Origin of the sequence: Burkholderia anthina (assembly GCF_902498995.1) — a bacterium.
Lineage (GTDB): Bacteria > Pseudomonadota > Gammaproteobacteria > Burkholderiales > Burkholderiaceae > Burkholderia > Burkholderia anthina.
Genome location: NZ_CABVLY010000007.1, coordinates 177119 through 201813, shown reverse-complemented (window position 1 = coordinate 201813; position 24695 = coordinate 177119). Strand labels below are relative to the sequence as shown.

General features: G+C 67.4%; 19 protein-coding genes. 9 read left to right on the top strand and 10 right to left on the bottom strand.

Annotated elements, in window-relative coordinates:
• Positions 1–2: 2 nt before the first annotated feature.
• Positions 3–1061 (bottom strand): glycosyltransferase family 2 protein, encoded by a 1059-nt coding sequence (locus BME24068_RS12020; RefSeq protein ID WP_096498956.1) that lies wholly within the window; start codon positions 1059–1061, stop codon positions 3–5.
• A 598-nt stretch (positions 1062–1659) separates the two neighbouring features.
• Here BME24068_RS12020 and BME24068_RS12015 point away from each other — a divergent pair.
• Positions 1660–2922 (top strand): right-handed parallel beta-helix repeat-containing protein, encoded by a 1263-nt coding sequence (locus tag BME24068_RS12015; protein ID WP_174926180.1) that lies wholly within the window; start codon positions 1660–1662, stop codon positions 2920–2922.
• Between the two features lie 49 nt (positions 2923–2971).
• On the opposite strand, the gene BME24068_RS12010 is transcribed toward BME24068_RS12015, so the two are convergent.
• Positions 2972–4552 (bottom strand): mannose-1-phosphate guanylyltransferase/mannose-6-phosphate isomerase, encoded by a 1581-nt coding sequence (locus tag BME24068_RS12010; RefSeq protein WP_096498952.1) that lies wholly within the window; start codon positions 4550–4552, stop codon positions 2972–2974.
• A complete protein-coding gene (locus BME24068_RS12005; RefSeq protein ID WP_338138582.1) occupies positions 4549–5211 on the bottom strand; it encodes a GNAT family protein in 663 nt (220 codons plus the stop codon). The genes BME24068_RS12010 and BME24068_RS12005 overlap by 4 nt, the downstream gene beginning before the upstream one ends.
• Positions 5212–5435: 224 nt before the next feature.
• Here BME24068_RS12005 and BME24068_RS12000 point away from each other — a divergent pair, with 224 nt between their 5' ends.
• On the top strand, positions 5436–6659 hold the full coding sequence (locus BME24068_RS12000; RefSeq protein ID WP_174926179.1) for a glycosyltransferase family 4 protein: 1224 nt from the start codon (positions 5436–5438) through the stop codon (positions 6657–6659).
• Positions 6660–7349: 690 nt separating this feature from the next.
• Positions 7350–8741, top strand: coding sequence for a sigma-54 dependent transcriptional regulator (locus BME24068_RS11995; RefSeq protein WP_162826177.1), 1392 nt, complete (start codon positions 7350–7352; stop codon positions 8739–8741).
• A gap of 51 nt (positions 8742–8792) precedes the next feature.
• Here BME24068_RS11995 and BME24068_RS11990 read toward each other — a convergent pair whose 3' ends face one another.
• From BME24068_RS11990 to BME24068_RS11965, 6 genes are all read right to left on the bottom strand, one after another.
• A complete protein-coding gene (locus BME24068_RS11990; protein ID WP_174926178.1) occupies positions 8793–11270 on the bottom strand; it encodes a glycoside hydrolase family 2 protein in 2478 nt (825 codons plus the stop codon).
• A complete protein-coding gene (locus BME24068_RS11985; protein ID WP_096499321.1) occupies positions 11267–12322 on the bottom strand; it encodes a DUF1839 family protein in 1056 nt (351 codons plus the stop codon). Before BME24068_RS11985 ends, BME24068_RS11990 begins: the two co-directional genes overlap by 4 nt.
• Positions 12319–13293, bottom strand: a complete 975-nt coding sequence (locus BME24068_RS11980) for an amino acid--[acyl-carrier-protein] ligase (protein WP_096498942.1) — start codon at positions 13291–13293, stop codon at positions 12319–12321. Before BME24068_RS11980 ends, BME24068_RS11985 begins: the two co-directional genes overlap by 4 nt.
• On the bottom strand, positions 13290–14486 hold the full coding sequence (locus tag BME24068_RS11975; RefSeq protein WP_096498940.1) for an acyl-CoA dehydrogenase family protein: 1197 nt from the start codon (positions 14484–14486) through the stop codon (positions 13290–13292). The genes BME24068_RS11980 and BME24068_RS11975 overlap by 4 nt, the downstream gene beginning before the upstream one ends.
• A complete protein-coding gene (locus BME24068_RS11970) occupies positions 14483–14734 on the bottom strand; it encodes an acyl carrier protein (RefSeq protein ID WP_096498938.1) in 252 nt (83 codons plus the stop codon). Before BME24068_RS11970 ends, BME24068_RS11975 begins: the two co-directional genes overlap by 4 nt.
• 169 nt (positions 14735–14903) lie before the next feature.
• A complete protein-coding gene (locus BME24068_RS11965; RefSeq protein ID WP_174926177.1) occupies positions 14904–15686 on the bottom strand; it encodes a Crp/Fnr family transcriptional regulator in 783 nt (260 codons plus the stop codon).
• 916 nt (positions 15687–16602) lie between these two features.
• On the opposite strand from BME24068_RS11965, the gene BME24068_RS11960 reads away from it, so the two are divergent.
• The 5 genes from BME24068_RS11960 (at position 16603) to polX (ending at position 22760) form a co-directional block, all read left to right on the top strand.
• Positions 16603–17385, top strand: coding sequence for a Crp/Fnr family transcriptional regulator (locus BME24068_RS11960; RefSeq protein WP_096498936.1), 783 nt, complete (start codon positions 16603–16605; stop codon positions 17383–17385).
• A 32-nt stretch (positions 17386–17417) separates the two neighbouring features.
• Positions 17418–18809: an undecaprenyl-phosphate glucose phosphotransferase gene (locus BME24068_RS11955; protein WP_174926176.1), complete on the top strand. Its 1392-nt coding sequence runs from the start codon at positions 17418–17420 to the stop codon at positions 18807–18809.
• Positions 18810–18955: 146 nt separating this feature from the next.
• On the top strand, positions 18956–20128 hold the full coding sequence (locus tag BME24068_RS11950; RefSeq protein WP_096498934.1) for a glycosyltransferase family 4 protein: 1173 nt from the start codon (positions 18956–18958) through the stop codon (positions 20126–20128).
• 299 nt (positions 20129–20427) lie between these two features.
• The gene (locus BME24068_RS11945) at positions 20428–20820 is read left to right on the top strand and encodes a TraR/DksA family transcriptional regulator (RefSeq protein WP_096498932.1); all 393 of its coding nucleotides are present in this window, start codon (positions 20428–20430) and stop codon (positions 20818–20820) included.
• A gap of 164 nt (positions 20821–20984) precedes the next feature.
• Positions 20985–22760 carry a DNA polymerase/3'-5' exonuclease PolX gene (gene polX / locus BME24068_RS11940; RefSeq protein WP_174926175.1) on the top strand — a complete coding sequence of 592 codons (1776 nt, stop codon included), beginning with the start codon at positions 20985–20987 and terminating at the stop codon, positions 22758–22760.
• Between the two features lie 21 nt (positions 22761–22781).
• Here the strand turns inward: polX and ald are convergent, their stop codons facing one another.
• Entirely contained in the window at positions 22782–23897 is a 1116-nt protein-coding gene (gene ald / locus BME24068_RS11935) for an alanine dehydrogenase (RefSeq protein WP_174926174.1), read from the bottom strand.
• A gap of 362 nt (positions 23898–24259) precedes the next feature.
• On the opposite strand from ald, the gene BME24068_RS11930 reads away from it, so the two are divergent.
• Positions 24260–24676, top strand: a complete 417-nt coding sequence (locus tag BME24068_RS11930) for a DUF3995 domain-containing protein (RefSeq protein ID WP_096498928.1) — start codon at positions 24260–24262, stop codon at positions 24674–24676.
• Positions 24677–24695: the final 19 nt, after the last annotated feature.

The window sequence follows — 24695 nt, the reverse complement described above, 5'->3', positions numbered from 1 at the left end:
GCTCAACGTGCGGTGGCCCGTCGATCGGGCTGCCTGCGCACCCGGGCGAGTGGATTGGCGAGATAGCGGATCGCGCGGTCGCTGAGTGTGGTCGACGGCAACAGGCACGCGAGCGACAGCCCGGCGACGGAGATCTTCTTGAACGGACGCCAGAACGGATTGCGCAGCACGGTGTGCCAGTAGCCTGCCGACTCGCACAGGAACCAGCGCCAGCGGCGCGCGAATGGCGCGCGATAGAGCGTGCTCGCGAAGCGGGCCTTCTCGATCGCGAAATCGAACGGCGCGATCGGCAGCGATTCGTGCAGCCGCGTGCCGGCGAGCGTGCGCAGCGTGGACCAGCGACGTCGCGCCTTCAGCGCGCCCGTGGCCGCATCTTCCGAATTGGCCAGCGCCAGACCGGACACGCCCGGGTTCGCGTCGCCGGCCGTCGCGGCGGCCGGCCGATGCACGCGGTAGCCGCCCAGCGTCGCATCGATCATGTGCACGTCGCCCAGCAACGCAATGCCGTAAATCGCGTAGAAATCGGCGCCGTGCAGGTTGTCCGCGGTGACGGGCACGGGAAAGATGCGCTTGAGCGCGTCGGTCCGATATGCGTTGCCCGACGCCGGCGGCGACGGATACAGCCAGCCCTTGCGCAGCAGGCGCCCGCAATCCGTGTCGACCACCGATTGCGGCACGGTGGCGCCGGTCGGCACGCCGTCGGGCGCGACCACATCGAGCCGGAAATGCACCTTCACGAAATCGCCGGATGCGAATGCGGCGAGCACGCGGGTGGCCGCATCGGCGTAAAGCAGATCGTCCGCGTCCAGTAGCAGCACATACGGCGTCGTAACCTGCTCGATCGCGCGGTTGTACGCGGCGACCTGGCCGCCGTTCGTCTGGAAGATCGCCGTGATGCGCTCGCCGTACGAGCGGATGATGTCGCGCGAGTCGTCGGTGGAACCGTCGTCGATCACCAGTACGTGGATACCACCGGCCGTTTGTCCGAGCGCGGAATCGATCGCGGTGCGCAGGTATGTGCCGTGGTTATAGTTGCAGATGGCAATGGTCAGGTCTGTCATGAGCACCTTCGGGCGGGCTGGGTTCGGGCGATCCGGTTGCTGGCGGGAGCATGCACGGGACATCGCCCGGAAACGTGCGTGATATCGGGCGGCGGCGGCGGGCCGCGTCTGGCCGGCACGTCGACGACTTCGACCGCATGGGCGAAGTCTCCGCAATCGGCTTCGGCATGCACGCGCCGGCGAGCGCGATCGCCGGCCAGCGGCACACGGCGACGCACGTGCGCTCTCGACACGCCGGAATCGGCGGCCGGCGGCGATTCGCCCGGCATGCGGGCGCGAAACCCTTCGCCATCCGTATCAGGTCAGAGAGCAGCTCATGATATGCGCGCGGCAGCGCAGGCTCTGTTCGCGAACCTACCATTCGCGGCTTCGCGGGTCTTGCCCGGTGCAACGGCCCGCCGCGTGCGATGCAAGTCTGCTGGCGCACCGAAACCTGCCGGACCGGGTGCTCTAATCGGATGCATCGCTTCGCTTGTTCCAACGGGGCCGTGAGCTGCCCCGCGACTGGCGGACATGATGGACCTGTCGTCGAATCACGCAACACGGAAATCGTGGCGTGTCGCGGCGGACATCTTCAGACCCGGGGGATCGACTCGATATGCACAGATTGCGATGTCTGCCCGCTACGTGCGCGGTGCTGGTCGGCATGCTGGCGACCGGCGGCGTGTCGTGGCCGGGAATTGCCGCGGCCGTATCCGGAGCGTCCGCACCGGTCGCACCTTCCGCGAACCTCCCCGACGCATCCGTTCATCCGGCATCCGACGCGGCCGATCAGACCGACGCACTGCAACGCGCGCTCGATGCGTTGCAGCCGGGCCAGCGGCTCGTGTTCGCGCCGGGGCGGTACACCGTCAGCCGTTCGCTGATCGTGCGGCAGCCCCGCGTCATCCTGTCGGGCTATGGCGCGATGCTCAACGCCACCGTCCCGGACGACCAGACGATCGAAATGCGCGGCGACGGCACGACGATCGTGGGATTCCGGCTGACGGGAACCGGCACGACGCGCCTCATGAATCCGGAGTCGACGAAGATCGAAGTGACGGGGCGCGACGTGCAGGTGCTCGACAACGTGATAGACGGCGGTGGCGGCGGCATCTTCGTGTTCGGCGCAACGGACGTCGCGATCGTCGGCAACGAGGTGATGTCGACGCTGGCCGACGGCATCCACATCACGCACGGTTCGCGCAACGTGCTCGTGCGCGGCAATGTCGTGCGCGGCACCGGCGACGACATGATCGCCGTGGTGAGCTATCGCCAGGACGGCGCGCTGAGCGGCAACGTGCTGATTACCGGCAACTCGCTGGAGGGCAACCCGTGGGGGCGCGGCATCACGGTGGTCGGCGGCGAGAACGTCACCATTTCGAAGAACATCGTGCGCAACGTGCAGGTGAGCGCCGGGATTCTCGTCGCGCAGGAGGACAGCAGCCGGACTTTCGGCGCATCCGACGTCCGGGTCGAGAACAACGTGATTACGGACATCCAGACCGCGCCGGGCCGGGTCGATCCTCGTCCGCTCACGCAGCAGGCCGCGATCGACGTCAGCACGTGGTCCGGCTCGGTCACGCGCGTGGCCGTGATCGGCAACCGCGTGTCGCATGCGCGTTTCGATGGCATTCGCTTGTGGGGAAACGTGTCGGACGTCCGGCTCGAACACAATCAGCTATCGGAGATCGGCGGATTGCCGGTGCGCATCGGTCCCGCGCCAGGGTGCGCGGCCGACCCGGAGAAGGGCGCACTGTGTGCCGGGGCGCGCCAGCCGCTGTCGGTTGCAGCCGATGCGGTCGGCGCGGATGCGTCGTTGCTGCCGCGTGTACGCGAGTCGCTCAGGCGGCCGCGGTGGTCGCAGGGCGGGATCGAGTGACCGGGCAGTGCGATGGCTTGCCGGGCACGCGAGCGTGCCCGGCGCATGCTCACCGGGCGGCCGTGCGCTCCACGGCTTCGTCGCGCGGTTCGCGCGCGGCGCGTGCGGTTGCCGGTTTCGGCGGCAGCGTCTGGACGACGGTGCGGCCGTACTGATCGTCGAAGCGGACGATGTCGTCCTCGCCGAGATAGTTGCCCGATTGCACTTCGATGATTTCGAGCGGAATCTTGCCCGGGTTCTCGAGTCGATGCACTTCGCCGACCGCGATGTACGTCGATTCGTTCTCGCTGAGCAGGAACGTCTCGTCGCCGCGCGTCACCTTCGCCGTGCCGCGCACGACGATCCAGTGCTCGGCGCGGTGGTAGTGCATCTGCAGCGACAACTGCCTGCCCGGTTCGACGACGATCCGCTTCACCTGGAAGCGCTCGCCGAGATCGATCGAATCGTAATGCCCCCACGGCCGCTGGACCTTGCGATGTTCGCTGGCCTGCGGGAGCCGGTCGATCTTCAGGCGCTCGACGATGTTCTTCACGCGCTGCACGTCGTGCTTGTTCGCGACCAGCACGGCATCGGCCGTCTCGATCACGACGACGTCCTTCATGCCGACGCAGGCGACGAGCCGGCCTTCGGAGCGGACGAAACTGTCCTGCGTGTCCTCGAACACGATCGGGCCGCGCGCGACGTTGCCCTGATCGTCCTTCGGCATGATTTCCCAGATCGCGTCCCAGGTGCCGATGTCCGACCAGCCGGCCGCGAGCGGCACCACGATGCCCTCGATGCCGAGCTCGGGGTGTTCGGTCAGGCGTTCCATCACGGCGTAGTCGATCGAGTCGGACGGGCATGCGTCGAATGCCGCCGCATCGACCCGGAAGAACGATTCCTCCGCGACGCCCGCGCGCCAGGCCGCCTCGCACGCGGCGTGGATGGCCGGCGCGAGCGTACGGATCGCCTTCAGCCAGACCGACGCGCGCGTGACGAAGATCCCGCTGTTCCACCAGTAATCGCCCGAATGCAGGTAGCGCTCGGCGAGCGCGACGTCAGGCTTCTCGACGAAGCGGCCGATCGAATAGCCCCCTTGTCCGCCGAGGCGGCCGGTGCGCTGCGCACCGACCTGGATGTAGCCGTAGCCCGTTTCCGCGCGACGCGGCAGCACGCCGAGCGTGACGATCGCGCCTTCCTGTGCGTAGTGCGCCGCGCGCCCGATCGCGTCCTGGAAGGCCGCGACATCGCTGATGATGTGGTCGGCCGGCATCACCGCGAGCACCGGATCTTCGTCGAGCGCGCTCGTATCGAGCGCGGCGAGCGTGAGTGCCGGCGCGGTGTTGCGCGCGGCCGGCTCGAGCAGGATGCGCGGCGGCGCCGCGCGGCCGACGACCTGTGCGGCGCTCATGATGCGATGCTGTTCGCCGCACACCAGCAGCAGCGTATCGCCGAGCGATGCATTGCTGATGCCGTTCAGGCGGCGCGCCGTTGCCGACAGCGGCGATTCGTTCGAGATCAGTTCGATCAACTGCTTCGGATGGCACTCGCGCGACAGCGGCCAGAGCCGCGTGCCCGAGCCGCCGGCGAGGATCACGGGCAGGATGCGCGGCAGGTCGGGCTCCGGAACCGGGAGAAGGGTGGGGGTCATCGATTGACTCCGGTATCGGTGGGAAGTCGGTTGTGCGCGCGGCTGTCGGTGCGGGCGTCGGAGTCGGGCGCGTGCGGCGCCGACGCGACCCGGGACAGCAGGTTGCGCAGGGCTCCGGCGGTACGGTCGACCGGCCGGATCAGGCCGATGAACGGCGTGCCCTGTTCCAGATACGGGCCGTAGGCCTTGCGGAATCCGAAGCGTTTATAGAACGCATGGCGCGGCGCCGGAACGTGCGTGCGCACGGCGACGTCGGGCCATGCCGCGTGCGCGGCGGTGAGCGCGCGTTCGATCAACCGCTCGAGCGTATCGTCGTCGCGACGGGCCTCGCTCGTGAGAACCTTGTCGATCACGATTTCCGGATCGATGTCGTCGCCCGGCAGGAGACGTGCGTAGGCCGCGATTTCCACCGTGCTGCCGTCGCGTACGCGCGCGAAGACGTGCAGTGCGTCGGCGTCCTTGCCGTCGATGTCGAGATGCGTGTGGGCGTCCTCGACGACCAGCACCGCGTTGCGCGCGCGCAGGATCGCATAGAGATCGACCGAGCTCAGATGTTCGAATTCACAACAATGCCATTCCATGATGCCGTCCTCGCGTGATGCCCTCAGCAGGCCGTGTCGCATGGACGCGTTCGTCCCGGACGTCACGGCTGAAGACATGATGCTTACAAGCCGCTCGCCGGTCTGTTCGAAAGCGTACTCAGGCTTTCGGTCATGCGTGCGCTGCAGCAGCGCATGCGATGCACGTCGGGCAAGAGCCGGACAATGTGTGGTAGCACACATCGGCGCCGCGACCGCTTTTTCATAATGAGCGGGTTGGAGCAGCCGGCGCGACGCACGGCCTGCCCGACGCGAACGTGAATGAAAATCCGGGGAGGCGGTACTTGAAGATTGCGATCGTTCACGACTGGCTGGTCGTGCAGGGCGGCGCCGAACGCGTGCTCGCGCAGATGATCGACTGCTTTCCGCAGGCGGATGTCTACAGTCTTGTCGATTTTCTAGAGGATCGCGCGTGTCTGCGCGGTCACGACGTCCACACCTCCTTCATCCAGAAGCTGCCGTTTGCGCGCAAGCGCTACCGCAGCTATCTGCCGCTCTTTCCGCTGGCGATCGAGCAGTTCGACCTGTCGGCCTACGACGTCGTGCTGTCGAGTTCGTATGCGGTCGCGAAGGGCGTGCTGAGCGGCCCCGACCAGTTTCATGCGAGCTACGTGCACTCGCCGGTGCGCTATGCGTGGGATCTGCAGCATCAGTATCTGGACGAGGCGGGCCTTGCGCGCGGGCCGAAATCGGTGCTCGCGCGTGCACTACTGCACTACATCCGCAACTGGGATGCGCGTTCGGCCAATGGCGTCGATCGCGTGATCGCGAACTCGCGCTTCATCGCGCGACGCATCCGCAAGGTCTACCGGCGCGACTCGACGGTGATCTACCCGCCGGTCGACGTCGACCACCTGTCGCTGCGCACCGACAAGGAGCCGTTCTACCTGACCGCGTCGCGGCTCGTGCCGTACAAGCGGATCGACATGATCGTCGACGCGTTTTCGCGCACGCCCGAGCGCCGTCTCGTCGTGATCGGCGACGGGCCCGACATGGAGAAGATTCGCGCGCTCGCGGGGCCGAACGTCAGCTTGCTCGGCTATCAACCGTTCGACGTGCTGCACGATCACCTGCAGCGCGCGCGCGCGTTCGTGTTCGCGGCGGAAGAGGACTTCGGCATCTCGCCGCTCGAAGCGCAGGCCTGCGGGACGCCGGTGATCGCATACGGGAAGGGCGGTGTGTGCGAGACGGTGCGCGCATGGCCGGGCGAGCGCGCGACGGGGCTGTTCTACCGCACGCAGACGGCCGACGCGTTGCTCGACGCGCTCGCGCGCTTCGAGGCGCTGCCGCGCGGTACCTTCGATCCGCACGCGTGTCGCGGCAATGCCGTGCGCTTCGGGGCCGCGCGCTTTCGCGACGAGCTCACGCGCTTCGTGACCGAAGGTTATGCCGCATTGCAGAACGAGATGGCCATGTCCGCGGACTGCGAACCCGGGGGCGATGCGGACGAGGCAGGCGAAGCGGATCGTCCGGACGACCGGCGTGACGCTGCCGCGCTGCGTACCTGAGCCGTCGCTGCCGGCCAGATCGTTACGACGATGTAACAGGCAGCGCGGCGGAGGATGCGACCATCGCCATATCCGGGCGGCCGGCCGGGCGCCATTGCCCGCCAAACGGTATGGCCGGTAGGGTTTTGTGTATATTTAAGCGACATATGTTGGCAATGAGCGACGCCAATCGTGAGGAAAGGTTAGATTTACCACCGACGGACGGGAATCGTCGTAGATAATCAAACGACAGTCTTCAAAGGGCGGTTTCGCGAATTTCGTCGGCAGCGTAATTGAATGATTCGGGGCTTACTTTTCGGTAACAGAGCCACTCCAAACGACGTGTAAGTTCAGGAGTGGAAGAAATGAGGCGGCCATTTCGAACGCGGGTTGGCGGCCATCCGGTTCAGCATCGGGCGCGGCTGTCGTGTACGACGCGACGCAAATGCGGACGGAATTCGCGTTTGCCGGCGTGCCGGTTTGAAGGTGCGTCGCATCAAAGCCGGAATGCCGCGGCGCCTGCAGCCGCGCATTCCCTTCGAGTTCGATGAATACGAGACCGGATGACGTCCGTCTCGATCTCCGGGGGCTTTTCGCCGTGTGTAATTTCGATCTTCGCCCAGGCTGTAGAAACGCAGCGCGGATAGGCGGCCATGCACCGCCGGCACCGTGCGCGAACGGTTCGCGTAGTGGAGAAAGTGATGGTTCGTTATGAATATGCCAATAACGCGCGATAAGAGCGCCGGCGAGGGGAGAACTAGCGGGCAGCGTCCACTGATTTACTGGACGCAGACGCCGTCCGTCATGCTTCGCAAGGAACTGGCGCGACGCGACTGGAAAGTGTCGATCGTCGCGCATGCCAGCGAGTTGCGCGACACCTCCGGTGAAATCACCTGCGGCATCCTCGACCTGAGCGGCGGCCACGCCGATGCGATCGGCAGCATCGCGTCCACCTGCGCATCGATGCGCGACGTCGTCTGGGTCGCGCTCGTCGAGGCCGGCCAGACCGCTTCTCCGAACGTGCGCGCGCTGTTGCGCGACTACTGCTTCGACTACATCACGTTGCCCGCGTCGCACCAGCGGATCGCCGATACGGTCGGTCATGCGTATGGAATGGAATGCCTGTTCGCGCGCGACCGGGAGCGGCTCGAATCCGAGGAACACGGCATCGTCGGCACCTGCAGCGCGATGCTGCGGCTGTTCGATACGGTGCGCCGCTTCGCGCGCACCGATGCACCGGTGTTCGTGTTCGGCGAAACCGGAACCGGCAAGGAACTGACCGCCGTCGCGATCCACCGGCATTCGGAGCGACGCAACGGCCCGTTCGTCGCGGTCAACTGCGGTGCGATTCCGTCGCACCTGCTGCAATCGGAACTGTTCGGCTACGAGCGCGGCGCCTTTACCGGCGCGAACGCACGCAAGATCGGCTACGTCGAGGCCGCGAACGGCGGCACGCTGCTGCTCGACGAAATCGGGGATCTCCCGCACGAGAGCCAGGCGAGCCTGCTGCGCTTCCTGCAGGAGCGCTCGATCCATCGGCTGGGCGGCAGCGATCCGGTGCCGGTCGACGTGCGGATCGTCTCGGCGACGCACGTCGATCTGCGCGAAGCGATGGAAGAAGGGCGGTTCCGCGCGGACCTGTTTCACCGGCTTTGCGTGATGCGCATCGATCAGCCGCCGCTGCGCGCACGCGGCAAGGACATCGAGCTGCTCGCGCATCACATGCTCGAGCGCTTTCGCGGCGACGCGCGTCATCGCGTGCGCGGCTTCTCGACGGATGCGATCACCGCGCTCTACAAGCACGACTGGCCCGGCAACGTGCGGGAACTGATCAACCGCGTGCGTCGTGCGGTCGTGATGACGGAAGGACGCCTGATCACCGCGCAGGATCTCGAGCTCGAATACTGTCTCGACGCTGCGTCGCCATCCGTTGCGGACATCCGCAAGTCGATCGAGCGCGAAGCGATCGAGACGGCCCTGCTGCGTACCCGCGGGCGCGTCGCGGCTTCCGCCCGCGAACTCGGCGTGTCGCGCGCGACGCTGTATCGCTGGATGGAAGCCTACGGAATCGAACGGCCGCGCGGCACGGGCTCGTCGGACTGACGGGCATGCCGCCGCGCGGCCGCGGCTGTCGCAGGCGCCGGAGCGGCCGCGTCAGTCGGCCGGTGCGGCGCGCACGGTTCGCGCCGCGTTGAGCGCGCGGATCTCGACGACCGGCGGCGTGCCGGCCGCCACCTGGGCACCGGCGTTTTCCAGCGGCACCAGCGCGACGCGTGCCGGCGTGCCGGGCGCGAGATGGAACCAGTCGTCGTGCGGGACGAATCCCGGTGCATCGATCTGCACATGGCGCGCGACGTGACGCGTGTCGATATCCACATGCCACGTATCGCCGGTGCGCGAGACGCACGCTTCGATCCCCAGCTCGCGCCGCACGAACACGGCAGGATGCGTGCGGGACGGGAAGTAGAACGCCTGCGACAGCAGCGTGTCGTCCTCGGCGCGCAGTGTCGCGACGACGGTGTCGTGCTCGCACGGCCCGAATCGATACGCGTAGGTCCAGTCGAAGAAGCGGCCGAGCAATTCGGCCGAGCCGAGCCGCACCGCATCGTGCGCGGCGATCCGGACCGGGCAGCCGGCACGCGCGACCGGCGTGCGGCCGTCGCGCAGCGCGACCAGCTCGACGGTGGCCGACAGCGGCGCCGGCCGTTCGTTGAGCACGTGCACGTCGAGTCCGTTCAGCCCTTCGTCGACGAGCAGCACCTGCACCGGCTGAAGCACCTGGCGCAGCGCATGCCAAACCGATTTCGGCCGATGCGTCGCATCGATCAAGCCCCATCCCGCGCCCGGCATCACGTCCTGGAACTGCCAGACGAGCGCGCCGGCGCAGCGCGAACCGGCACGCCGCCATTCGGAGAACGTGTCGCGCATCACGTCCGCGATCACTGCGCGCGACAGCTCGAAGTAGCGCGACGGGTCCTCGCGCCGCAGGCGGTCGGGCGACACGTCGTACAGCGTCTGCAGGTAGTGGTCGCGAATGTCCTCGAAATCCCACGACGTGCCGGGGTCGCGCGGCACGGCCGCCTTCCAGCGCGGCTCGTGGATGCCCGGCCAGCCGAGACTGTCGAGCATCGCGTTGTCCGGCACGTTCGCGAACGCGAGGCATTCGCTCGCGAAGCGCACGTCGGCGCGGCGCGCGTCGTCGAGCGGGCGCAGGTACGCACCGACGCCGTAGTAGTGCGATACGCGCTCGCGCGGCATGAACGGCAGCACGCCGCCGTCGGGCGTGTCGGCCATGTAAATTGCGTCGGGCCGCCGTGCCGCCGCGTGTCCGGCAAGGCGCTCGGCGGTCAGTTCGACGAAGCGCTGCTTGGGGCCGAGGCCCGACATCGCCGCCTGCTGCGCGATTTCGCTGCCGCCGCACAGCACCGCGAGCGACGGCGACGCCCGGTGACGCGTGAGGAACTGTTCGGCTTCACGGTCGACGGCATCGGCGAATGCGCGATCGGCCAGCGCATAGTCGAAGTTCGCAAACATGAAGTCCTGCCAGACCAGCAACCCGAGACGGTCGCACCACGCATGGAACGCATCGGCCTCGTAGGTCATCGTGCCGCCGACGCGAATCATGTTGAAGCCCGCGTCGCGCGCCAGCCCGAGCAGGTGGCCGTAGGTCGCGTCGTCCGCATGCAGCGCGAGCGGTGCGGCGCTGCTCCAGCACGCGCCGCGCGCGAAGATCGGCACGCCGTTCACGCGCAATCCGAATCCCTTGCCGTCGTCGCCGGCGTCGTGCTCGATCGTGCGGAAGCCCGTCGCGCCGAGCGGCCGCCGTTCGGCGCCGATGTGCAGCGCGACGTCGTAGAGCACCGGTTCGCCGTGCGTGTGCGGCCACCAGCGGCGCACATTGGGCACCGCGACGGTGGCATGCAGCCGGTCGGTGCCGCAGCGTTCGAGCGTCGCGTGATGTTCGCCGCACGACAGCCGGGCCGTGAACGCGTCGGGCAGCGGCGCGGCGAACGCGAGCTCCGCGTCGAGCCAGCCGGTGTCGCCGTCGATGCGCGCATGCAGGTCGCAATGGACGAGCACGGGGCCGTGGGCCGGATCCAGTACGTCGACCGGACGCCACGGGCCGGTCGGCACGCAACGCGGAAACCAGCCCGGCATGTGCCCGAGCAGCGATGTGCGCACGGTGCGCAGCGTCGCCGGCTCGGCAAGCCGCGTGCGCCAGCGCGCGCGGCGCGGCGCACGCGCGTCGCGCAGGTGCGGTGCGAGGGCGCGGAAGCAGACCAGCAACCGGTGCGTGCCGTCGAGCGACACGGACACGTCGTGCGTGACGAACATGTTGTCCGATCGCAGGATCGGCGTGTCGTCGAGCCACGCTTCCGCCAGCGTCGCGAGACCGTGAAAGCGCAGCACGCGCGGCCCGTGTCCGCGCAGTTCGACGCGATACCAGTGGTCGCGCTCGTCGTGCGATGCCGCGTCGTCGGGGCGGCCGGCCAGCGTGAGCGCCTGCGCGACCGTGCCGGGCACCGGCGCCGCGATCCACTCGGCGGCGGCGGGGAGGTCGCGCGGCCCGTGGGCGGCGCCCGCGGCCGTTGCGACCATCGTCCACGCGGGCACGGCGCGCGTGCGCGTCACCGCATCATCGGCACGGGTGCCGCGTTGGCGCGAACGGGCGCCGCCGGCTGCAGCGGCGGGGCGATCTGCCGTGCGCCGTCGACCAGATCGGCATAAGCCGCTTCGATCGCGTCGAGCGTGGCATCGCCGCGCTCCTCCTTGCCGCGCGAGCAGGCTCGCGCGAGCCGGAACTCCAGCACCATCGCCTCGGACGCAATGCGATCGCACGCGGCGCGGATGTCGGCGAACGGGCCGACGCAGCCGCTCGCCTGCAGCCAGCGCGCGTAGTGGCCGAACAGTTCGAAGTTCGCGCCGAGCTGGCGCACCGAATTGAACGAGTACGCGTGGAAGCGTTCGAGCGGCGAATCGGCGAGCGATTTCGTGTCGATCCGCAGCTGCCGCCGGAACGCCGCGATCGGATTGACGATCGGCAGGCGGCGCAGGTGCCGCTGCAGCGAGGCGAGCGACGCTTCGCACAGCGAGCGTTCGTCGAGCGGCGTGAAGCGCCGTTTCGCGCACTCGACGTACGGCGGCAGCGGCATCGGCGAACTGCCGCCGACGAGCCCGTTGTAGTCGAAGTCCTCGGCGACGTAATAGCCGCTGTTGTGGAAGTAGCCGATCTGGCGCCGGGTGCGGTCGATCGCGTCGATGCCGATGGTCGTCTTCGTATGCTGCGTGCGGTACGCGCTGCCGCGCGTGTCGGGCAGGAACCACGCGTCGACTTCGACGATCATCAGATGACCGCGCGCAACCTGCGTCTCGACGTGCTGTTCGAGCGGTTCGTAGATCGAGTGTTCCTGCACGACGATCCCGTAGAGCCGCTCCAGTTCGTCGTGCGGAAACTTGAAGAACGTGAACTGGTCGCCCTCGAAATCGAGCGCCACCGTAAACGGCAGCGCCGCGTACGGATTGAGGCCCCACCACCGGAGCACCTCGAGCCACATGTCGACGTAGCAGTTGGTCTGTTTCCAGACCATCTCCTGACTGTGCAGCGGGTGCGGCCGGTAGTGGCGTGCGCGGTGGCGCACGTCCTCGAACGACGCTTCCTCGCCGTCGCGGGACACGAATTTCATCGCGTTCCCCACAGCACGTCGCGCACGTCGGCCGGCCACGCTTCGATGTCGAAGCCGTGGTGGCGGAACAGCGCGAGCGTCAACCGTTCGAGACCGAAGCCGACGCAGCCGGTGTGCGCGACATCGTTCGTCGCGGTGCGGATGTCCCACAGCAGCCCGAAGTGATCCATGTGGTAGTTGAAGCTCAGGCACGCGGTCTGGCGGCCGTCGTGCTCGATCGGGATCAGCAGCTCGAACTTCAGGTTCTGTTCGCGCTGGCTGTTCGCGACGATCTTGCCGCCGCGTCCGAAGAACGGATCGTTCGCGAGATCGATCGTGTTCGGCAGGCGCAGCGCCTCGATCATGTGCGTGCCGCGCTCCATCCACGTTTCGCGGAACGCGACGATCTGTTCGGGCGTGCCGATGCGAACGTATTCGCGCATCCGGAACAGCTGCATGCGGGTCGGATCGAGCGACGGTTCATGGCGGAAGCAGTACGAGAACACGTCGAAGATCCGGCCGTCGTCGGGCAGCGCACCCGCGCGCGCGACGACCGGGTAGACCGGATAGCACGCGGCCGGCGTCATCACGACGTAGGTCGGCTTCTGGTTTTCGGTCCAGTCCTCGCCGCGATCGAGGCACTGCAGCACCCGCTGATGCCGCTGCTCGTCGCCGCAGAACGCATGCACGCTGCCCGCGAGTTGCGGGAAGCTCTTCATGTACTCGCTGCGCTCGAACTCGGTGCGGCTCATCGCCGGCGGGAAGCGCAGGACTTCGGCCTGCTGGTCGGCGCCGAGACGCGTGACGAAGGCGTCGAGCGCTTCGACGACGCGCTCGAACCGTTCGCTGCGGCCGAACAGGCCCTGGATGCCGGTCGACACGAGCAGGCCGGCGTCGATCAGTTCGTCGCGCAGCGGGTTGACGCCCGCGCGGTCGAGCGGTGCGTCGGACGGCGCGGAAGCGGTGGAGGGCACGGAGAGGCGATCGTTCACGAGTGTTTCTCCAGCGTCGCGGGACGCAGTGCGAGCAGCAGGCTCGAAGTGTTGGCGGCGATGCGGTCGTTGCTGATCATCAGCGGCGCCGCGTGCAGGTCGCGCAGGTGACGACCGATGCTGAACGGCGTGCCGTGCTTGTAGCCGGCCATCCCGCAGATCATCATCGCCTGCTGCACGACCTCGAGCGCGGTCGACGACACATAGGTCTTCAACGTGTTGATTTCGGCGGCCCAGGCCATGCCGGCCGACCACGAGCGGGCCGATGCGCCGGCATGGAGGCGCAGCACGTTGTCGACGCGGGCCTGCATCGCCTGCATCAGCGCGAGCGATTCGGCGATGCGGCGCGACGCGGGCGACGGCGCGCCGTCGGTCTGGCGCGCCTGCGCGCGGAAGAACTGGTGCGCGCGATGGAAGGCATCGCCGGCGACACCGATCCATACGGCGGCCCACAGGATGTGCGAAACCGGCACCATGGTCTGTTCGGCGATCTGCGCGAACGGCACCGGCAGGCATTGCACGGTCGCGCCCTGCGCGTCGAGCACGAAGCCGTTGCTGCACGTGCCGCGCATGCCGAGCGTGTCCCATTCGCCGCGGCGCGTGAGCGTATAGCCGTCGCGCAGCAGCGTGACGAGCACCTGCTCCGATGCAGGCGCGTCGGCGTCGCGTCGCGCGGTCGCGAGGATGCCGTCGGCGTAGTCGCCGTACGAGATCGTCGGTGCGGACTTGTGCAGCCGGAATTCACCGCCGTTGCTTTCGATCGCGCACTGGCTCGCGCGCAGGTTGCCGCCGACGCCGTCTTCGGACGTCGCCGAGGCGAGCAGCCACTGGTGCCGCACGAGTTGTTGCAGGAACAGCTTGTGCCAGCCCTGGTCGGCCGCGTGATCGACGATGCAGGCGACCTGGATCTGGTGCATCGCGAACACCATCGCCGACGACGCACAGGCCTGGCCGAGAATCGAGCATGCCGATGCGACATCGGCAAGCGACGCGCCGGCACCGCCGAGGTGGGTCGGCACCATCGCGCTCAGCAAGCGGCGGGCGCGCATCGCTTCGATCGCCTCGACCGGGCAGCGCGCGTCGCGATCAACCGCATCCGCGTGCTGGGCGGCGATTTGCGCGACGGCGCGCGCGGCCTCGTCGAGCCGATGCGCTTCGTCGTCGGCCGCGAGTTCGGGAAGCAGCGCGCTCATGCGGAATGCTCGGCGCGTTGCAGGGTGGCGATCGTTTCGGCGAGCGCATCGACGCTGCGGAACAGATTGCGGTTCAGCATCTCGTCGGGAATCTCGATGTTGAACTGCTTTTCGATCGCGAGCATCAGCTGGATCGTATCGAGCGACGAAAGGCCCGCTTCGTAAAGGTCGTCCCCGTCACCGATCGAATCGATCGTGGCTTCGAGATGGGCGACGTGCTTGAGGATGGTTCTGATTTCGTTTTTCACGTGCGGCTCCGGCGTGTGTGGTGTCGTCCGCGCGGGCGGACGCGCACAACGCGCTGACATCCCCCCGGCAGTCCGGCATCAGTAGACCATTCGCGGGCACTGTGTTCTGTTCGCCACCCTACAATCTGCTGACCCGGCCCCGCATCGGCACGCCGGAATGCCGCGTGAATCACGCGCGCGCGGCAGCCGTCACGCCGGAGTCCGCCGACAGGATGCGCTTCATGTCGTCGCGCACGATCGCGCGGCAACCGCACGACAGCTTCTCGAGACCATCGAGATCGGCGAGCTCGATCGAGCTGCGGTACTGCCGGATCAACCCGAGCTTCTGGATTTCCCCCGCCGCGTCCGTGACCGTTTCGCGCCGCACGCCGAGCATCTGCGCGAGCATGCTGTGGGTGACCTGGATCTCGATGCTGCGCGAACGATCGTAGGCGAGCAGGAACCATCTGCATAACTGATGTTTGAGCACGTGATGGCGGCTGCAGAACGTGATCTGCGAAACCTGCGCCATCAGCAGCCGCACGCACACGAACACGAGATGTCGAATCACCGGCGACGCGTCGAAGGCCGTGGCGAACACGCGCCGGTCGAGCCGATAGACGAAGCCGTCGCGACAGGCGACGGCGCGGCAGGGCATTCGGCCGCTGCCGCCGATCACGTCGTCGCACACGATGCTTTCGCTGCCGATTTCGGCAACCTCCAGCGTCATGCCGCCGGACGACACGTACTGCAGCGAAATCGCCGTCGTCACGGGCAGGTAGACCGCGGCCAGCATTTCGCCGGGTTCGCAGAGCACCTGCCCCGATTTCAGGTGGACGAGCTGGAGATTGGCGATCAGCGTGGCGCGCTCGTCGCGGTCGAGCGCCGCGAGAAACCGGTTGGCGTCGAAGCTGTGGGAAAGTTCGATCATGCCGGTCGCGTGGGCGACGGCGTCGTTGGCCTGTTGAGTCACGGCGCATCCTCGTAGCGTGGCGGTCGCACATCGCGCGATGTCATCCCGACGGGATTTAGCACGTACGTGCGAATATTGTGTTCAACAAAATTCGAATGCAGATAGCCGGGAAAAGGCTAGCACGCAGTTGAATCGAGTCAATTGCGTATTACGTCACTTCACAAAGTTTGACGGTTTGGAATGTAAGCAAACGTTATCCGGATTTAAAGTTCCTGTTTTCAGGCATTAAACATCCTGAAAATAATCGCGTGCCGATCGGCAATTCGACTGCGATCTGGAATCAATGGCCAGCGACGTGCATCGTACAAGGAAAAAATCCCGGGCGCATTGAACATTCTTTGACATTTGAGATATCGCGACTCAATTTCTCAATGAAATCAGTGCTCTGCAAGCGATGTGTGCGTTTGATTACAGAGCGGTGAATTAATGTCGCGATCCAAATTTGAGACAGTTTCAAACGCTCATTCGAGATGCAAGATGGCCGTCGGACGTCGTGCGGAACGTCACGGAAACAATTGAAAACATCCTGTAAGTCGTTGAACGATAAGACTCGCAGGCCGCTACAGGCGCCTGCCGCCGGGCATGTCGGCATTGTTCAGTTGATTCACCTGCGGTGTCCGCCGCATCGGTGAGTGTCCGGAAATGAGACGTTTTTTGCCGGTTTCCCGCCGGCTATTCAGCGTTCTAAAACGGAAGCCGTTTATATATTAAGGACAGGCAGGTATTGGCACGTAAATCGCTTATTCGGGCCGGCGAGTCGAAACGAGGCGATCGATTCGATCCGGCGGCGAGACGCCGAAGGTCGATCGGATTCAGGGTTGTGGCCGCAACCCGCATCACCTTGAGGACGCGCATCGCGATAACGCGTTCCACAGACGCGGCGCCTGCGCCGCGGACAATAAAGAGGGATACAGACATGCTACATCTTCACTCGAGCTATTCGGCGAACGCCATCCTTGCCGCACTTCCGGAGGACAGCGTCCGCGCCATCGCACCGCACCTCGAACTGGTCAGGATCAAGGCCGGCATGCTGGACCGGGTCGGTGAACCCATGCGCCACCTGCATTTCCCGACCACCGCCATGATGTCGGTGCAGCACCTGATGGAGGACGGTGCGATGGTCGAGGTGGCGGTGGTCGGCCGGGAAGGCGCGGTCGGCCTGGCGACGCTCGTCGGCGGCGCCACGGTATCGAACCGGGTCGAGGTCCGCATCGGCGGCATGGCCTATCGCGTGCCGGCCTGCGTGATGCGCTCCGAGTTCGAACGTTCGCCCGCGACGTACCGGCTGCTGCTGAACTACTGCCAGGCGATGATGGCGCAGATTTCGCGCAGCGCGCTGTGCAACCGGCATCACTCGGTCAGCGAGCAACTGAGCCGCTGGCTGCTGCTCGCGCACGACCGGATCGACGGCGACGAGCTGGCCGTGACGCAGCAGACGATCGCGAACATGCTCGGCGTGCGTCGCGAAGGCGTGACGGAAGCGGCCGGCAATCTGCAGGAAGCCGGGCTGATCCGGCAGCGTCGCGGCCGCATCACGGTGCTCGATCGCGAGGGCCTCGAGCGCAATTCGTGCGAGTGCTACGAGCTGATTCGTGCGGACTATCGCCGCTTGCTCGGCCCGCGCGAGAGTGCGAGGCTGATGCCGGTACTGTCCCGGATGCCTGAAATGCATGGCGGATTTTCCGCGCGCGGTGCATGACGATGCATTCGATGTCCGGAGGAACGAATGCAATGCGTCGCGCCGCGATTGCCGCGGCCGACGGTGTGCTGGTGCTGGCCGGCGCACTCGCCGCACAGGTCGCGATGGGGTTGGCGTGGCGCGACTTGTCGGATGCGCAGCGCGGTGCGATCGCATTGCTGTGCGTGCTGACGGTCGGGTTGTTGCCGCGGGGCTTGCGAGCGGTGCGCGGCGGGGCGTCGACGTATCGCGTCGAGCCCGTGCTGACGCGCACGGTGGTGGCGATCGTATGCGCGAGCACGCTGACGGCGGCCGGTGCGACGTGGATCATGAATCGAGGCGGCACGATGACCACACGCTGGATTGCCCGCACGGTGCTGTCCGGCGACGCGGCGCTGCTGATCGGCAGGCTGGCGCTGTGCGCGCTCACGTCGAGGCGCGGCGATCCGCGCGCACGGCAGCGGCGGGTCGCTGTCGTCGGTGCGACGGCATACGGGCGCGTGGCGATCGAACGGATGCAGTTCGAACCGGACGGCGCGTTCGCGGCGGCCTGCGTATTCGACGACGATGCGCCGGCCGCGACTGCGTCGGACGCGATCGGCGGCGTGCCGGTGATCGGCGACTGGGCCGAGTTGCGCCGCATGATTCGCGGCGGCGAGATCGATGAAGTCTGGCTCACGTTGCCGATGTCGCACGAGTGGCGTATCCAGCGCATCGTGCGCGAGTTGCGCGACGAGTTCGTCGAGCTGCGGCTGTTGCCCGACGTGCGGCAGATGGCCGTCGTCGAACGCTCGGCGACCGACGTGCTCGGCATGCCGGCGATCAACCTCGCGACCACGCCGCGCTCGGCGCCGGAGCTGTGGGCGAAGTTCGCGTTCGACCGGCTGTTCGCGACCGCCGTGCTGATTCCGCTGCTGCCGTTGCTTGCGGTGCTGGCGATCGCGGTGAAGCTGTCGTCGCCGGGGCCCGTGTTGTTCAGGCAGCGGCGCAAGGGCGCGGACGGACGCGAATTCCATATCCTCAAGTTCAGGACGATGCACGCGCATCGCGCGCAACCTGGCGTCGTGCGGCAGGCGTCGCGCAACGATGCGCGCATCACGCCGGTCGGCGCGTTCCTGCGCCGCACGTCGCTCGATGAGCTGCCGCAGTTCTTCAACGTGCTGTTCGGCCAGATGTCGGTGGTCGGCCCGCGTCCGCATGCGATCGAACACGACGACTTCTATCGGCAACTGATCGACTGCTACATGTATCGCTACCGCGTGCGGCCGGGCATCACGGGATGGGCGCAGGTGAACGGTTATCGCGGCGAGACGCGCAAGGTCGAGGCGATGGCCGCGCGCGTGAAGTTCGATCTGTTCTACATGCAGAACTGGAGCTTCTGGTTCGACATGAAGATCATCCTGCTGACGATCGTGCGCGGCTTCATCGGGCGCAACGCATTCTGAGGATCACGAAGTGATCGTCGAATCGAAAGATTGTGCGGTCGAACGTACCGACCGCATCGACACGGATCGACACACTGACGGCATAGGAGCATCCCGCGACGCGGGGTGTCTGGCGGCGCGATTGCGTCGCAGCCATCGGAGTGATCATGTCAACGTCGATTCGGGAAGGTCGTGAAACCGCGCTGCAGGACGGGCGTGCGGAACGGGGCGCCGGGGCGGCCGCGCGCGTTGCGCGGCTGAGCGGTATCGCGGTCAACGGAAAATTCACCGCGCAGCGGATGACGGGCGTGCAGCGGGTCGCCTATGAACTGACGGCCGAGCTCACGCGTCTCGCGAACCCCGGCGATGCGCCGGCGCTGGTCGTGCCGGCGGATCACGATCCGGCGGCGTTGCCGGCCGGCGCGCGCAGGCAGGTCGCCGGCGGTTTGCGCGGTTCGCTCTGGGAGCAGTTGACGCTGCCGCGTGCGACGCACGGTCGAATGCTGCTCAGTCTGTGCAACGTCGGGCCGCTCGCGAAGCGCGATCAACTCGTCCTGATCTACGATGCGGCGATTTTCGATCTGCCCGCCGGTTACTCCGTCGTATTCCGGATGTGGTATCGCTTCGCGTTCTCGGTGCTCAAGCGACGCGCTCGCCACATCGTCACGATTTCGCACTTCTCTCGCGCGCGCCTTGCCGCGAAGCTCGGCGTACCGCCTGCGCGCCTGACGGTCGTCCCGGCGGCCGTCGACCATATCGACAGGATCGATCCCGATCCCGGCGTGCTCGCCCGCCTGAATCTCGAGACGGACGGCTACGTGCTGTTCGTCGGCTCGCTTGCGCCCGGCAAGAACCTGGTGCGTGCACTCGAAGCGATGCAATTGATGCGCGCGTCGCATCCGACGCTGCGTTTCGTGATCGCGGGGGGCGCCAATGCGAAGATCTTCGGCGGGAGCGTGCCGGGCCTGCGCGCCGACGATCCGTACGTGACGTGGGCGGGCTACGTGACCGACCATGAACTGAAGGCGCTGTACGAGCATGCCGGCTGCTTCGTGTTCCCGTCGCTCTATGAAGGCTTCGGGCTGCCGCCGCTGGAAGCGATGCGGTGCGGCTGCCCGGTGATCGTGTCGCACGAGGGCGCGTTGCCGGAGGTGTGTGGCGGTGCCGCATTCTTTTGCGATGCGTATTCGCCGCCGGACATCGCCGCGGCGATCGCGCGCGTGATGGACGATGCCGACCTGCGCGCGCGGCTGCGCACGGCGGGCCGCGAGCGCGCGCAGCATTTCAGCTGGCAACGCTCGGCGCGCGCGCTGCTCGACATCGTGCGCGCCGACGTGTAACGGCACATCGACCGGACGAGCCGGTCGGGTGTTTGTAAGACGGCGCCGTCGCGGCGGCGGTATATGGCGTATTCGCGTCCGTCCCCGGATCCCGCACCGCACCGTCGGCGTTCATGCGGCTGACGACGATCAACACGCGCCGGTCCATTGGGTTTATCCTGCGTCGAATGCGCCCGCTGCACTGTACGGCCGGGCGCCCCGGTGTGCGACAGGCGGATCAAGCGTGCTCGCCGCACACCGGCGCGACAACCGCGCGCCGCATGCCTCATTGCGCGGAACCCGGAAAAGGAGAGACGGCGATGGCGCTCGACCAACAACAACGGCAGACGCTGCAGCAGCGGCTGACCGAAAGCGAGCAGGCGCTGCGCGCGGAGATTCGCACCAGCGAGGACCAGCGCGCGTCGGAGTCCTACGCGGATCTCGCCGGCGCGGCGCCGGACGAGGGCGACGAGGCGAACGCCGATCTGTTCGTCGACATGGATCACGCATTGATCGGGATGAAGCTGGCCGAGCTGCGCGCGATCGGGCGCGCGCAGCAGCGCATGCGCGACGGCAGCTATGGCGAGTGCATCGATTGCGACGCGCCGGTCGGCTACGAGCGTTTGCTCGCGCGACCGAGCGCCGAGCGCTGCACGCATTGCCAGTCGGTATACGAGCGTCGCTACGCGACGACGCCGCGCGCGTCGCTGTGACACAGGCGGCGCCGCGATGTCGGCGCGCCGCGTGCCGCACGATACGCAGAGCCGGTGCAGGATGACCAACGGGCGCCCGCCGCCGTCGACATGCGGCCCCGGGCGGGCAGACGTCGTCGCGCCAGCGCACGGCGCCATCCACGTGGAAGGGAGCCACGCCGATCATGCCGATCCACAATGCCGAGTGCGCGGCCGTCTTCGCCGAAATCGCCGACATGCTCGAGATCCAGGGCGCCAACCCGTTCCGGGTGCGCGCGTACCGTAACGCGGCCCGCACGATCGCCGACTACGGGCGCGACGTCCCGACGCTGATCGCGAACGGCGGCGATCTCGGCCGGATTCCGTCGATCGGCCCCGATCTCGCATCGAAGCTGCGCGAGATCGCGGCGACGGGCACCTGCGAACTGCAGCAAACGCTGCGCCATGCCTTGCCGGGCGCGATCGTCGAACTGCTCGACGTGCCGGGGCTCGGCGCGAAACGCGTGAAGGCGCTGCATGATGCATTGCACGTCGATTCGCTCGAACAGTTGCGCGCCGAAGCGAAAAGCGGGCACGTGCGCGCGCTGCCGGGTTTCGGCGCGAAAACCGAAGCGCATCTGCTCGACGCGATCGACGACCGCCTGCAACGCGAGCCGCAGCGATTCCTGCTGCCCGATGCCGCGCAATCGCTGATGCCGCTGCTCGAGCGGTTGCGTGCGGTGCCCGGTGTCGGCGAAGCGGTGCCGGCCGGCAGTTTTCGGCGCGGCCGCGAAACGGTCGGCGATCTCGACATCCTCGTGACCTCGCGCGATCCTGCCGCGGTGGCGGACGCGTTCGCCGGCTACGGCGACGTCGCGCGCGTGCTCGCGAACGGCAAGACGCGTTCGAGCGTCGTGCTGCGCAACGGGTTGCAGGTCGACCTGAGGGTCGTCGATGCCGACGCGTTCGGTGCGGCGCTCGTCTATTTCACGGGATCGAAGGCGCACAACATCGCGCTGCGCCGGCTCGCGCAGGCCGGCGGGCTGAAGATCAACGAATACGGCGTATTTCGCGGCGACGAGCGGATTGCGGGCGCGACGGAGGCATCCGTGTACGAGGCGATCGGCCTGCACTGGGTGCCGCCCGAACTGCGCGAGGATCGCGGCGAGATCGATGTGTCGCGCGCCGGCACGTTGCCCGCGCTCGTCGAGCGCAAGCACGTTCATGGCGATCTGCACGCGCATACCGACGCGTCGGCCGGTCGCGACGCCCTGCGCACGATGGCGGAGGCGGCGCGCTCGCGCGGGCTCGGTTATCTGGCCGTGACCGACCGTGCGCCGGCCACCGCGGGCGGCCGCGCCGGTTGCGACTGGCTCGTGCGGCAGATCGACGAGATCGACCGCATCAACGCATCGTTCGACGACTTCGTGTTGCTGAAGGGCGTCGAGGCTGGCATCCGCGAGGACGGCAGCCTCGATGTGCCCGACGACGTGCTCGGCCGGCTCGACCTCGTCGTCGGCGCGGTGCATGACCATTTCGACTTGCCGGGCGATGCGCAGACCGAGCGGATGCTGCGCGCGATGGACCATCCGCATTTCACGATTCTCGCGCATCCGCTCGGCCGGCTGCTCGGCGAGCGCGACGCATGCGAACTCGACGTGCCGCGCGTGATCGCCGGGGCCGCCGCGCGCCGCTGCTTCGTCGAACTCGACGGCGATCCGCGCCGGCTCGATCTTCCTGACATCTGGTGTCGCGAGGCCGCAAAAGCCGGCGTCGCAGTGGCGATCGGCTCGGATGCGCGATGCGCGGACGATCTCGACCGTCTTGCCTACGGCATCGGTCAGGCGCGGCGCGGCTGGCTGACCCGGCAGGACGTGCTCAACACGCGCACGCTCGCGCAACTGCGGCCGCTGCTCGCACGCACGATGGGCGATAGCAGCGCGACTGGCGCGTCGAGGCACAGTCGCTCGAAGGGCACGTGACGGCGTGCACGCGCGCCGATGTCAGCGCAGCACGTCTTCGGCCGGTACGTACGGCAGGCCGAGCGCCAGCGCGACGGCTTCGTACGTGATGTGTCCGTCGCACACGTTCAGCCCCGCGCGCAGATGCGGATCGTCGCTCATCGCGCGTTTCCAGCCCTTGTCGGCGAGCGCGAGTGCGTGGCCGAGCGTCGCGTTGTTCAATGCGAACGTCGACGTGCGCGCGACCGCGCCGGGCATGTTCGCGACGCAGTAGTGCACGACGCCGTCGACGACGAAGGTCGGCTGCGCGTGGGTCGTCGCATGCGAGGTTTCGAAGCAGCCGCCCTGGTCGATCGCGACGTCTACGACCACGGCGCCCGTGCGCATCGTCGCGATCATGTCGCGCGTGACGAGGCGCGGCGCCGATGCGCCCGGCACGAGCACGGCGCCGATCACGACGTCGGCGTCGCGCACGGCTTCGTCGATCGTGTGCGCGTTCGAGCAGACGGTCGTGATGCGGTTCGCGAAGAGCAGGTCGAGCTGGCGTAGCCGTCCGACGTTCGTGTCGAGCGCGGTGACGCGCGCGCCGAGGCCGACCGCCATCTGCAGCGCACCGGTGCCCACCACGCCGGCGCCCAGCACCACGACGTGCGCGGCCGGCACGCCGGGCACGCCGGCCATCAGCACGCCGCGCCCGCCGCGCGGGCTTTCCAGATGCGTTGCCGCAACCTGGATCGACATGCGTCCGGCCACCTCGCTCATCGGCGCGAGCAGCGGCAGGCCGCCGCCGGGCCCCGTCACGGTTTCGTATGCGATGCAGACCGCGCCGGATTTCACGAGCGCGGCTGCCTGCTCCGGATCGGGGGCGAGGTGCAGGTACGTATAGAGGATCTGCCCGCGCCGCAGCATCGCGCATTCGGCCGGCTGCGGCTCCTTGACCTTGATGATCATGTCGGCGCGCGCGAATATTTCGCTCGCATCGTCGCACAGGGCCGCACCGGCGGCGGTGTAGTCGTCGTCGAGCAGGCCGATCGCGGTGCCCGCGCCGCGCTGCACCAGCACATGGTGGCCATGTCGCGTGAGCTCGCGTGCGCTGGCCGGGGTGAGGCCGACGCGATATTCGTGATTCTTGATCTCTTTCGGCACGCCGATCAGCATGAGTCGCCTCCATGAGTATTCGTCATCGTTGCCGTGCATGCGCATTGCCATCGGTCGACCGTGCATGTCGGCACGATGGTACGCGGGCGGCGCTGGCGCATGCACGGATCGATTGCCGTGCTGGAATAAAAGGGTAGCGTTGCGCGGAGCGAAGTCAAGCGACGGCCCGACGCGACGGTCGCGCGCATTGCGTCGCACCACACGTGGCATGGCGTATTGCGACCGGACGTCGCAATGCATGTCGCGTGGGGTTTGGGTATCGTCTTGTGTCGTGCGGAACGGGGCCGCACGCCGGCATTCGTCGGCCACACCTCGGCCACACCACGACCCGGCGACACAATGAGACAACGGACCTTACCAACATGATGGGCGCGTATTTCAGCGTGCCGACGCTTTGCGCGATCGCACTCGTTCACGTCTACTGGGCGTTCGGCGGGCGGCTCGGCAAGCGTGCGGCCGTTCCGGAGCAGGACGGCGTGCCGCTGCTGCGGCCGAGCATGGCCGGCACGCTCGCCGTCGCGGCGGCATTGCTGGCCGGCGCATGCGCGGTGGCGTCGCGCGCCGGCTGGCTGTGGCCGAACCTGTATCCCGGCGCGATCGCGTTCGCGGTCGTTGTGCTCGCACTGATCTTCGCGGTGCGCGCGGTCGGCGATTTTCGCTACGTCGGCTTCTTCAAGCGGATTCGCGGCTCGCGTTTCGCGCGGATGGACAGCCTCTGTTACTCGCCGCTGTGCGCGGCGCTCGCGTTGTCGATCGCCTCGATGCTGTGGCCGTGGTGAGCGGCCCGCGGATCGCGGT